This window comes from Streptomyces sp. NPDC016459 (assembly GCF_040632845.1).
Classification (GTDB): domain Bacteria; phylum Actinomycetota; class Actinomycetes; order Streptomycetales; family Streptomycetaceae; genus Streptomyces.
Map to the genome: position 1 here is coordinate 419,592 of NZ_JBEYCR010000002.1, position 11,615 is coordinate 431,206.

General features: G+C 74.1%; 10 protein-coding genes. 2 read left to right on the forward strand and 8 right to left on the reverse strand.

All coding sequences use genetic code 11. The features are described 5' to 3' along the window. Positions 1 to 232 precede the first annotated feature (232 nt). From ABZ567_RS07605 to ABZ567_RS07640, 8 genes are all read right to left on the reverse strand, one after another. Positions 233 to 1,381 carry a GNAT family N-acetyltransferase gene (locus ABZ567_RS07605; protein WP_360785684.1) on the reverse strand — a complete coding sequence of 383 codons (1,149 nt, stop codon included), beginning with the start codon at positions 1,379 to 1,381 and terminating at the stop codon, positions 233 to 235. Then, positions 1,378 to 1,977, reverse strand: a complete 600-nt coding sequence (locus ABZ567_RS07610) for a lipopolysaccharide biosynthesis protein (protein WP_360785685.1) — start codon at positions 1,975 to 1,977, stop codon at positions 1,378 to 1,380. The genes ABZ567_RS07605 and ABZ567_RS07610 overlap by 4 nt, the downstream gene beginning before the upstream one ends. Positions 1,978 to 2,090: 113 nt before the next feature. Then, entirely contained in the window at positions 2,091 to 3,236 is a 1,146-nt protein-coding gene (locus ABZ567_RS07615) for a glycosyltransferase (RefSeq protein WP_360785687.1), read from the reverse strand. Then, positions 3,233 to 4,033 carry a polysaccharide deacetylase family protein gene (locus ABZ567_RS07620; RefSeq protein ID WP_360785688.1) on the reverse strand — a complete coding sequence of 267 codons (801 nt, stop codon included), beginning with the start codon at positions 4,031 to 4,033 and terminating at the stop codon, positions 3,233 to 3,235. The genes ABZ567_RS07615 and ABZ567_RS07620 overlap by 4 nt, the downstream gene beginning before the upstream one ends. Further along, complete coding sequence (locus ABZ567_RS07625) at positions 3,930 to 5,783, reverse strand: lipid II flippase MurJ (RefSeq protein WP_360786505.1); 1,854 nt, start codon at positions 5,781 to 5,783, stop codon at positions 3,930 to 3,932. The genes ABZ567_RS07620 and ABZ567_RS07625 overlap by 104 nt, the downstream gene beginning before the upstream one ends. A 250-nt stretch (positions 5,784 to 6,033) precedes the next feature. Then, positions 6,034 to 7,368, reverse strand: coding sequence for an O-antigen ligase family protein (locus ABZ567_RS07630; protein WP_360785690.1), 1,335 nt, complete (start codon positions 7,366 to 7,368; stop codon positions 6,034 to 6,036). Between the two features lie 2 nt (positions 7,369 to 7,370). Then, positions 7,371 to 8,831, reverse strand: a complete 1,461-nt coding sequence (locus ABZ567_RS07635; protein WP_360785692.1) for a sugar transferase — start codon at positions 8,829 to 8,831, stop codon at positions 7,371 to 7,373. Next, complete coding sequence (locus tag ABZ567_RS07640) at positions 8,828 to 9,988, reverse strand: glycosyltransferase family 4 protein (protein ID WP_360785694.1); 1,161 nt, start codon at positions 9,986 to 9,988, stop codon at positions 8,828 to 8,830. Before ABZ567_RS07640 ends, ABZ567_RS07635 begins: the two co-directional genes overlap by 4 nt. A gap of 499 nt (positions 9,989 to 10,487) precedes the next feature. Between ABZ567_RS07640 and ABZ567_RS07645 the strand changes: the two genes are divergently transcribed. Together ABZ567_RS07645 and ABZ567_RS07650 are read left to right on the forward strand one after the other, a co-directional pair. Continuing rightward, a complete protein-coding gene (locus ABZ567_RS07645; RefSeq protein WP_360785695.1) occupies positions 10,488 to 10,727 on the forward strand; it encodes a chaplin in 240 nt (79 codons plus the stop codon). 559 nt (positions 10,728 to 11,286) lie between these two features. Continuing rightward, positions 11,287 to 11,553, forward strand: coding sequence for a hypothetical protein (locus tag ABZ567_RS07650; protein WP_360785697.1), 267 nt, complete (start codon positions 11,287 to 11,289; stop codon positions 11,551 to 11,553). Positions 11,554 to 11,615: the final 62 nt, after the last annotated feature.

Below are 11,615 nucleotides of genomic sequence, written 5' to 3' on the forward strand. Positions count from 1 at the left end.
CGACGCCCAAGCCCGAGAAGGACTGCTGGAGCATCAATCTCGGTTCCTGGGTCGAGAGCTGGATCGGCGGGCCCATCTGCATCGACAAGGGCGGCTCCAAGGACGCGATCGACGACGTCGTCGACCTCGTCGACCTCAACGACATCGACGACATCGAGCCCTGGGAGGAGCTCATGGACAGCGAGACCTGGCCCTTCTGATCACCCGAGGGTCACCGCGGCGGCGCAGGAGCTCATCCTTCGCCGCCGCTCGGCCGCCCGCGCAGGCGGCCGACCGCACGCCCCACCCACGCCCGCTCACGTGCCTGCCGCGCCAGCCCGCGCCGCGCGTCCGCCGCGCCCGCCCGCAGCCACAGCAACGGAGCCGCGACCGGGCCGGACAGCATCAGCCGCTGGTTCGGCACGGTCTCCGGCCGCCAGTGCCGCTTGTACGGTTCCGTTCCCCGCAGCATGCTCAGCGTCGCGCGCCCGCTCGCGCTCGTCTCGCGGGCCCCGTGCCGCAGCAGCATCGTCGCCACATCGACCTTCCGGGCCCGCAGCACCGGATCCGCGCCGTACAGATAGCCGCCCGCGAGCCGCGGTGACATCAGGGTGAGGTCGGCCGCGACCACGTCCCCGGCGAGCCGGAACTCGGTCACCCGCGCGTCCCCGCACTCGACCATCGGCCGGACCGCCCGCGCGAGATGCTGCGCGAACCGGTCGCTGGTGTGCTCGGCGGTCACCCCCCTGCCCTGCCACTGCAGCTGGTGGAGCCGTAGCAGCCGTTCCAGCGCCGCCGGCACCTCCTCCCCGGTCACCACCCGCTCGTCGATGCCGAGCGCGTCGAGCTTGCGCAGCTTGGCCCGCACCCGCTGGGCCTTGGCCGACGGGATCCGCTGGAGCAGGTCGTCCATCGGCACCGCGGGCAGCTCCAGGCAGAGGGAGTCGGCGAGCCGCCTGCGCGGACCGCGCCAGTGGCCGAAGACCCGCTCGGCCGCCGCTCCCGGCCGTACCTCACGCAGATCGATCACCGCGCCCCGCGCCGCCCGGGCCAGCGCCCCTGCCAGCGCGGGGACGGCGTCCGGGCAGGAGTCGTCGAGGAGGACGTCGGTGAAGTCGGTGATCGCGCCGCCGAGCTGGGTGAGGACCGGGAGCGGGCCGCGGGCGCGCATCAGGGGCGCCGCCGCGACCAGTTCGCCGTCCGCCCGTCGTACGAGCACCACCCGCAGCGCGCCGGGCCTGCCGTACGACACCCACCACGAGTGCAGCCACGCATGGGACTGGAACGGGGTCGCCGTCGAGCAGCGCGCGTACAACGACGTCCACCGGTCCGCGAGTCGGCCGAACTCCGCGTCGTCCCGGCAGATCTCGGCGCGCAGGCCGCCCCCGCCCGCCGTACTCACACCGTCTCCGGTTCGGGCAGGTGCTGCGCGCCCGCCGGACCGGGGACGGCGGCGGGCTGCCGCGAGTGCCGCGCCTCGGCACGTGTGGCGCGCCCGGGGCGGACCAGGAGGGCCAGACCGCCGAGGAGACCGCCCGCGCAGCCCCCGACGAGCGCCGAGAGCGGCGCGGACGGCGAGACCGGCGCGGAGGGCTTGGTCGCCCGCGAGAACTGCACCACCTTCACGCCCGTGCTCCCGGAGACGTGCGAGCTGTTGAGGACCAGCGCGCGGGCCACCCCGTCGGCCATGGACACCGCCCGGGCCGGCTTGGCCGCCCGCGCCGTGATGGAGATCATCGGCGCGTCCGGGCTGGTGGCCGCCTGCACGCTGGAACGGAGGGTCTGCGCGGAGACCCCGGCCCACACCTGGGCGTCGCCGGTCACCGCGATGTCGGTGGCGACCCGCCCGTACGCCTGGGCGAAACCGAGGGCCGCGGCCGGGTCCGACTTCCCGGCCGGGACCACGATGACGTAGCTCGTCGCCGCGTACTCCGGAGACTTCAGCGCTCCGTAACCTCCGCCGAGGACGACGCCCGCCAGCACGGAGGCGGGCAGCACCCACCCGCGGTGCGGGGTCCGCAGAGCCGTCGGGAGGGGGGAACGGCGCGACGGCGGCGGGCCGGGATCCGCGGAGCCGGGGGAGCTCGCCGGGCGTGAGGAGCGTGCAGGGGTCATCGGGTGTCTCGCTTCGCGGGGAGAGGGGTGCCGTGAACGGCCTGTTCGTAGAGGGACATCAACTGCCGTGCACTGTGGGCGATGTCGTAGCGGGACGCCGCGGCGGGCGCCGGGAGCCGGGTGGGCCGGGCGTCCTGGACGCGGTGCAGCGCCGAGGCGAGCTCCAGGACCGACCCGCCGATCCGGCGGGCGCCGGGGGCCGCGTCGGTGGGCAGGTCGTCGATCGCCGGACACGCCACGTACAGCACCGGCAGTCCGGCGGCCAGCGCCTCGACGACCGCCAGGCCGAACGACTCGTCGGGCGAGGTGGAGACGAAGACGTCCATCGCGGCGAGCAGCGACGGCAGATCGGGCCCCTCGGCTCCCTCCGGCGCCGGGTCCTCGCACGCTCCCGCGAACAGCACCCGGTCGGCGGCCCCGCACTCACGGGCCAGCGCGGTCAGCCGCGCGCGCTCCTCGCCGTCGCCGACGAGGAGCAGCCGCGCCTCCGGCGCCGACGCCACCGCCCGTACCAGACGGTCGAACCTCTTCGCGGGCGCGAGCCGCCCCACCCCGCCGACGACGAACGCGTCCTCGGGCAGATCGAGCAGCTTCCTGGCGAGCCGCCGGCGGTCCTCGGTGTAACCGAAGCGGGCCGTCTCGATGCCGTTGGGCACCACGCGGATACGGGACGGGGCCACCCCCCACTCCTCAAGGCGGCGCGCGACGCTGGGGGAGACGGCGACGGTGGCGGTGCCCAGGCGCTCGCCGGCCAGGTAGAGGGCGCGGGTGCCGGCGGACAGCGGGCGGCCCTCGATCTGCGTGTCGCCGAGGGAGTGTTCGGTGGCCAGGACCGGACGGACCCCGGCGACGCGGGCGGCGAGCCTGCCGTACAGGTTCGCCCGGTACAGATGGGTGTGGACGAGGTCGTACCGGCCCCGGCGGATCAGCCGGGTGAGGCGGGGCAGCGCGCCGAGGTCGCGGTTGCCGGCCATGCCGAGGTGGGTGACGGGAGTGCCGTCGGCCTCGATGCCGCGGGCGACGACGCCCGGGTTGGTGAGCGTCACGACCTCGGCGCTCACCGGCAGATGGCGCAGCAGCAGCCGCAGCTGCTGTTCCGCGCCGCCGATGCCGAGACCGGTGATGACGTGCAGGACCTTCATGAGGCGTCCGCTCCGACCAGTCGCTGCGGGGCGGGCACCAGATCGGCGGGGCGGCGGCGGCGCAGCGGGTGCAGGACCCGCTTGGCGGTGAGGCGCCAGGCGGCGTCCCGCTCGTCGATGTGGATGCGCGGCAACGCGTGCGTGCTGGTCAGCGCGCCGGGGTCGATGGCGCAGGCGTGGCGGTAGCCGGCGGCCCGTACGGCGCGGATCGTGCGGGCGTCGACATGGCCGTACGGGTAGCAGAACCCGTCCACGGTCGTCCCGGTGAGGTCCTCGAGGAGGGCGCGGCTGCGGCGGGTCTCGTCGGCGAGGGCCGCGTCGTCGGCGGCGGGCAGCGAGACGTGCCGCAGGCCGTGGGAGCCGATCTCCATACCGGCCTCGGCGGCGCGCAGGATGCCCTCCTCGGTCAGCAGCGGCTTGCGCGGGCCGTCTCCGTCCCAGGTGTTCGCGCCGCCGAAGCGGCCCGGCAGGACGTAGACGGTGGCCGTGAACCGGTGGTGGCGCAGCAGCGGCACCGCCGATTCGACGAAGTCCGCGTACCCGTCGTCGAAGGTGAGTCCGACCAGCCCCTTCGCGCGGCCCGCGACCGTGGCGGCGAGCAGTTCCCGTACCGAGACACCGCGCAGCCCCCGGTCGCTCAGCCAGTGCAGCTGCCTGGCGAAACGCACGGGGGAGACGGTCACCCGGTACGGATCATTCGGAGTGTCCGCGATCGAGTGGTACATCACCACCCAGGGGGGCGGCTTCGGCAGCAGTCGACGAATCGCGGGGGTGCGGGGCGCCAAGGCAACGGGCATGGGCGAGCCTTCGTGATGCGATGGGGGTGAGGGGCGGGATGTCGGGCGCGCGGGGCGCGCAGGCGGTGAAGAGCAGGAAGACGGACGCGGTGACCACGCTCGCGACGGCCAGCGAGAGGAGCGCCGGGCTCACGAGGGAGGCGCAGAACCAGCCGGCTGCGGTGGCCCAGGCGGCGGCCGTGGCCAGCCGCAGGAGCCCCTCGCCGAGGTAGCGGACGCGTAACGGGATGGACTGGCGGCGGGCGCCGAGCAGCATCATCACGGCGGTGAGCGTGATGCCCAGCGCGTTGGCCGCGGCGATGCCGACCGCGCCCCAGAGGCGGGCGCCGGGGATTCCGGCGAGGGCGGTCACGGCGAGCCCCGTGGCCATGGCGGCGGCCGGATACCAGAGCGGTCGCGCGGCGGAGAAGTAGCAGCGGACGAGGGTGCCGACCAGTGTCTGGCCGAGCAGCCCGAGGGCGTAGACACGCATGACGGCGGCGGTGGCGTCGGTGTCGGCGCGGTCGAACGCCCCTCGCTGGAAGAGGACTTCGACGATCTGGGGGGCGGCGGCGATCACGATCGAGGCGCCGACGAGTACGACGACCGCGGCCAGCAGCAGGTCGCGCTCGACCCGGCGGCGTGCGCCCTCGGCGTCGCCCGCGGCCATGGCGCGGGCGACGACGGGGAAGCTGACCGTGCACAGCATCAGGGAGAGGATCATCGGCATCTGCGCGATCTTCTGCGCGTAGTTCAGATGCGAGATGGCGCCCGCCGGGAGGGGGGAGGCGAGGAAGCGCTCGACGAGGATCTGGGACTGGCGGGAGAGCGCGAAGGCGATGACGGGTGCGATGAGCCCGAGGACGAGCAGCCGCCCGTCACCGGAGAGCGCCGTCGCCGCCGTCTCCTTCGGTGCCGGTGCCGGTGCCGGTGCCGGCACCGACTCCGGGCGGCGGCGCAACTCCTTCACCAGGTACGGAGTCTGGACCAGCACCATCAGCAGACCGCCGACGGCGACCCCGGCGGCCGCCGACCGGACGCCGAAGGACTCGCGGAGCACCACGACCGCGCCGATGATGCCGATGTTGTACGCGACGTAGATGGCGGCCGGTGGCAGGAAGCTGCCGTGGGCGCGCAGCGCGGCGGAGCAGTAGCCCGCGAGCGCGAACGTCAGTACACAGGTCGCGGTCAGCCGGGTGCAGTCGACGGCCAGCCGGGGATCGGCGAGACCGGGCGCGAGGGCGGCGACCAGGAGCGGTGCGGTGAGGACGAGCAGTCCGGCGACGGCGCTCACGACGAGTGCGAGTCTGGGCAGGGTGGAGCGTACGAGGGAGAGGACGGGATCACCGGAGAGTGCGCCGCTCCGCCGCGCGAGCGCCCGGCTGAACGCGGGCACCAGGATCAGCGCCATCGCGTCCTCGATGAGCAGCGTCGAGGCGAACTCGGGCACCGTCCAGGCCACCAGGAAGGCGTCGGTCTCGGCGCCCGCGCCGAAGAAGTGCGCCAGGATCTGGTCCCGTACGAGTCCGAGCGCCGCACCGGCGGCGGTGAGCCCCGCGGTCACGGCGGCGGCCCGCGCGAGGAACCGGCCGGAGGACGGCTGCGGGCGGAGCCGGTGGCGGCCTCGGCCGCCGGTGGCGTGCGCGCGGGGGGGCGATGGTGAGGGGGACGGCGGGTGGCTCGCGCGGTCGCCCGCGGGCCCCCTGCGATCCTCGAGGGACCGGCCGTCACCCTCCGGATCCGCCCAGGGGTCACGCGCACCACCGGGCACCGGGCCGTGCGACCCGCCCTCGGCGTCGACCCGGGCGTCGACCCGGAGCCACCCCCCGGCCCCCGGCCCGCCGGTCCTGCTCCAATCCGCCGTGTCGCCGCGCCCGCCGGCCGCGCCGGTCCCGGCCCCGCCGGTCCCCGCCGTCCGGGACTCGGGCTGTCCCGGAGCCGGAGAAGGCGCCGGCACCGGAGACGACCCCGGAGCCGGGACCCTCACCGCGTCCGTCGCCTCCGGCTCCCCGCCCCAGGGGTCACGCACGCTTCACCTCCGCCAGGGACCACCAGGCCGCCAGACCGAGGACCACCGACATCAGGACCGTGGAAGGGCCGCCGATGTCCGCGTAGAAGAAGTCGATGAGCTGCCAGGACAACAGGCCGACCGCCACAAGCGCGCAGTCCGCGCCCCGACCGCGCCGCCACAGCGCCCCCGCCAGCAGCGCCACCCAGCTGCCCGCCAGGGCGAGCAGCCCCACCAGGCCCTGCTCGCTCAGCACCAGCAGGTACATGTTGTGCGGGGAGAGCAGCGGCTGACGCCGGAAGTCGGCGCCCGCGCCCGCCGTGTCGCTGCCCGAGGACAGCGCCACCGAGGCATGGGAGTCGCGGTACTGCGGGAAGCCCTTCAGCCCGACCCCCGTCACCGGCTCCGCACGCCACATCCGCCCCGCCGCCGCCCACATGGTGTAACGGTCCGTCACCGACTGGTCCGGCGCGGCCGTCACCTGCGTGATGCTGGCGACCCGCTCCTTCACCATCGACGAGCCGACGCCGAGACCGCCGACGAGGACCACGGCCAGCGCGCCCACCACCAGCGCCACCCGGCCGGCCCGCCGGAGCCCCGACAGCACCAGCTGGAGCGCACACGCCAGCACCGTCGCGATCCACGCGCCCCGGCTGAACGACACCACCAGCGGCACGCACAGCAGTCCCGCGCAGACGACCGCCGCCGTCCGCGTCCGGCCGCCGCCGCCCAGCGCGATCCCGGTGACGACGACGAGTCCGTACGACACGGTCGTCGCCATGCCCATCACGTCGGTCGGCCCGAACGTCCCGACCGCCCGGATGTCCTCCCCCATGTACGAGGCGCCCGTGCCGGTCAGGTACTGCACCACGCCGACCCCGCCCTGGACCAGGGCCAGGGCGACCAGCGCCCACGCCACGAACGCGAAGTCCCGCCGGTCACGGATCATCAGCAGCACGGCCGCCGGGACGAGCACGAAGACCTGTACGTAACGGGCGACGCCCGGCAGACTCGCCGCCGGGTCGTTCGACGTGATCGCCGACAGACAGATCCCGAGGACCGGCAGCCCGAGCACGACGGCCGCGCCCCGGGTCAGCGGCCGCGCCCCGCCCCGTACGACCCGTACCAGGCAGACGAGCACGAGCAGCCCCGAGGCCGCGTCGGCGAGCGTGCCCGAACCGCCCGTGCCACCCTCCGCACCACCGGCGGACGGGACGAGCAGCAGGGCGATCACCGCGAGGACCGGGGACAGCGCACCCGCCCGGCGGAGCCCGTCCCGCACCTGTCGGCGCGTCGCGACCGGCCCGGGAACGGGTACCGGCACGCGTACCGGTACGGCTGTCGCCATCATCAGCTCCCCGCGGGCCGGACGAGCCCGGCCGCGGTCCGCAGCAGAATGCGGATGTCCTGCCAGAACGACCAGTGGTCGATGTAGTGGTTGTCGAACCGGCAGCGGTCCTCGATCGAGGTGTCACCGCGCAGTCCGTGCACCTGCGCCAGACCGGTCAGCCCCACCGGCATCCGGTGGCGATCGGCGTACCCGGCGTGGATCTTGCTGAACTGGGAGACGAAGTACGGACGTTCGGGCCTCGGGCCGACCAGGCTCATGTCCCCGCGCAGTACGTTCCACAGCTGCGGCAGCTCGTCCAGCGACGTCCGCCGCAGGAAGCTGCCGACCGCGCTCATCCGCCGGTCGTTGGCGACGTTCCACCGCGTCGCCGACTCGGTCTCGTCGGCCGGGCGCAGCGTACGGAACTTCAGCAGCGTGAACAGCCGCCCGTTCTGCCCCACCCGTTCCTGGTGGAACAGCACACCGGGCCCGTCCGCGAGCCGTACCGCCACCGCGCACAGCAGCAGCACGGGCAGCGCGAACACCAGGGCCGGACCGGCCAGGGTCACGTCGAGGACGCGCTTCGCGGTGACACCGCGCCGCTCGGCCGGCGGCACCAGCCGGCGGCAGCCGTGCCCCCACAGGTGCTCACCCATCGGCCCGCCGTGGCGCTGCTCGCCCACCCGCCAGGTGGTGCACCCGTAGTGCTGGAAGAGCATCACCAGAGCCGGGTCGTCGATCAGGAACACGGCGTCGAGGACGGTGTTCTGGATGACGGCGCGGTGGATCTCCTCCGTGGTGCTCAGGACCGGCAGCCCCGTCTCCCCGGCCGGTTGCGGCGATTCGCCGTTCTGCCGGTCGCCGACGATTCCGACCGGCCGGATCCCGTACTCCGGGTGCTGCCCGAGCGCGGTCGCGAACTGCCGAGCGGCGGCCGTCCCGCCCACGACCAGCGCGGACCGCGGATTTGCCCGCGCCGTCCGCCGCCTGCGGGCGTGCACCGCGCCGCGGAGCAGGCACACGGCGACGAGCTGCGTGGCGTACGCGGAGCAGAGCGCGGCCGGACCGATCGCGAGGGCCGGGGTGTACGCGGCGACGGCGGCGGCCGCCGCACACCACGCGACGCCGATTCGGGCGGCCAGCGCGGGCAGCTCGTCCAGGACGGAGGTGAGGGGCCCGGGCCGGTACAGTCCGGCACGGCCGTTGAGTACGAGGACGACCGCGACGATCAGGAGGAGCGGCCGGATCTCGCGGTGCGCCTCCGCGAGCGGTCCGGCCGCGAGCAGCACCGCCAGGGCGTCGGCAGCCAGCAACGGGACGGCGGCGGACCGCGTCCGCGTCGCGGACCTGCGCGGCGGCAACGCGAGCCGGTCGGCCGCGCCGCGCCGCGGTGCGAGGGAGGCGAGTCCGGGAGCGTGGCCCCGGCTCGCCGGGGGCCAGGCGCCCGGTGCGGAAGGGACGCTGGTGCTTTCCGTGGTCACGGCGAAATCGGCTCCCTGCGCTCGGTGCACCGCACTCCGGCCAGCTCGCGGTACATGTCCGCGACGGCAGCGGCGGTGCGCCGCACATCGAATCTGCTGAGTACGTGTTCGTGGGCCTGACGGCCCAGTGACCGCCGCAGCTCCGGCCGGCCGAGAAGGCGGCCGACGGCGGCGGCCAGGGCGGCCGGGTCCCCGGGTGGGACCAGGCACAGGGGTTCATGTCCCGGCGGCAGGCTCTCCCGCGCGCCGTCCACGTCGCTGACCACCACCGGACGGCCGCTCGCCATCGCCTCCAGGGGGGCGAGCGCCATGCCCTCCCACCGGGAGGGCAGGACGACGAGGTCGGCCGCCCGGTACCACGGGGTGGTGTCGTCGACGGCGCCGGTGAAGCGCACAGAAGGGGGAGCCGCGGTCCGCAGCCGCTCGCCGTCCGGGCCGTCACCGACCAGGACGAGGCGGGCCGTGGGGGCCTGGGCGAGGACGGTGGGCCAGGCGGCGAGCAGGGTGTCCTGGCCCTTCTGGCGGCACAGCCGGCCCACGCAGACCACGACGGGTCCGTCACCGGACCGGTCCGACGCGGCGGCGCGGGCGTCGGTGGAGGTGTCCGCGAACCTGGAGACGTCCACACCGTTGTGGATGACGGACCAGGAGGCGCGTACGCCGGCCTCCTCGCCGGTGCGGCGCTCGGCCTCGCTGACGCAGACGATGCGGTGGGTCCAGCGTGCCGCTCGGCGTTCCCAGCGCCTGGCCAGCGCGGCGACCGTGCCTTCGACCGCTTCGAAGGACCAGGCGTGCGGCTGGTACACCGTCGGCAGGGCGCCGCGCAGCGCGAGCCGGGCGCACAGTCCCGCCTTGGCGCTGTGGGCGTGGACCAGGTCGGGGCGGGCGGTACGGATCAGCCGGGCGAGGTCGAACGTCTCGCGGACCAGCCGGGGGCCGGGGTCGCGTCCGGCCCGCCACGCGTGCACGTCGGCACCCGCGGCGCGGACGGCTGCGGCGAGCGGCGTGCCGGGCGGACAGGCGACGGTCACCCGCATCCCGGCGCGGAGCTGGTCGCGGACCAGGTCCGCGACGACACGGGCGACGCCACCGTCGCCGGGCTGGACCGCGTGCAGGACGGAGAGGGGGGAGGAGTCCGGTTCTGGTGGAGGCAGCATGTCAGCGTCCGACGTCCGCTCGGAGGGAAAGCGCCGCCCGCCGAGTGGCGCCGGACCGGGCGCGCGGCACGCCGCGGCGCACAGCAAGAACCGTCGAATTCCACATACAGGTTCTCCGCTTTGATGAGAGAAACAAGGAAACACCCGTGAAGATCGGGGAAGAGGAAGCAGCCGACCGTGCGAAAAAAAGTGTCCGCGCGGCTGGGCCGTGAGCGACGCTGGAAAACGTTATAACGCTGATTCCGGGCGATAGTAAGCATTAGATGCTCACAAAGACTAACTTCCGTATCCGGGCAGCCGGTTCTTCGTTGGGCGTGTTGCGCCGTTCCTGGCTCATTCGCTCGAATACCCCTCTGATGGCCCAAAGATAGGGTGAACGTCACCCATTCGGGAGCGCAACCGAAGAAAGGGAACCGCGTTGTTGATGGAGCCGGGCAGATCCGGTCACTCCACCGACCTTCCGGTCCGAGTGGTTCGCAACGATCGAGGAGCGCTTCCCATGTCCCGTATCGCAAAGGCTGTCGTCCTGTCCGTGGGTGTCGCCGCGTCCGTCGCGGGTGCCACCGGTGTCGCCGTCGCCGACGCCGGCGCCAAGGGCGCGGCCGTGGGGTCCCCGGGCGTCCTGTCCGGCAACGTCGTGCAGGTCCCGGTCCACGTGCCGATCAACCTCTGCGGCAACACCGTCAACGTCGTCGGCCTCCTCAACCCCGCCTTCGGCAACACCTGCGTCAACGCCTGATCCCGCACACCGATCGCGGTCCTCCCGAGGCCGGTGCGCCGCCCCTCCGGGGTGCGCGCGCCGGCCTTCCGCTTGCTCGGACGCACCCGTGTGCGCCGCCCGGTGCAACGGCGTACGCCCCCCGGAGTAGCAGGTCGCAGGGGTGGATTCACTCGAACGAATGCGTGGCGCTCGGTAGTTCTCCTGTCGCGGAGAGCTATAAGCGCAGGCACGGTGGGGCAGGAGTTCCTCACCCTCGACCCGGCGGGACCCGCCGTCGCCGACGTGCGCCAGCGGCCTGCGCGACCCCCGCCGCCGCCCGTTCTCGGGCGGCGGCGCGGACCACGCCGTACCGGCCCGGCACCCCTGGGTCCGTACGGCGTTCGTGTGTCCGATCGGGAAATAGGACCGGGCCCTTCATTCGGGTGCAGTGTCGAGAAATCCCTCCTCCCGGAGTTTCCGGGGAGCGCACCTCTCGTTACAGAAGCAGAACGATGCGCGGGAACCGCTCAACTCCACCGCGACGCAAGCGACTTGCTTGCGAAGAGGACGCATTGACGCTTAGAGGAAGGCTCACTCCATGAAGCCCATCAAGGTCGCCGCGATCATCGCCGGTTCCGTCATGGCCCTGGGCGCCGCCGCGCCCGCCATGGCCATGGGGGCGGCGGAGCTTCCCACCAGCCTCGACGGGGGTCTCGGCGCGCTCTCCAGCGATGGCCTGGAGACGGACGCGCTGAGCAGCACCACGAACGGTTCCCCGGTCAAGGCCGTGGGCGATGTGGCCGGACAGCTGAACGAGGCCGGCAAGAAGGCGCCGCTGCTCGGCGGCGTCCCGCTGGGCGGCTGACCGTCCGCCGGTAACGACGCCCCCCGCGCCCCTTTCCCGCGCGGACGACCGCGTCGCGCGGT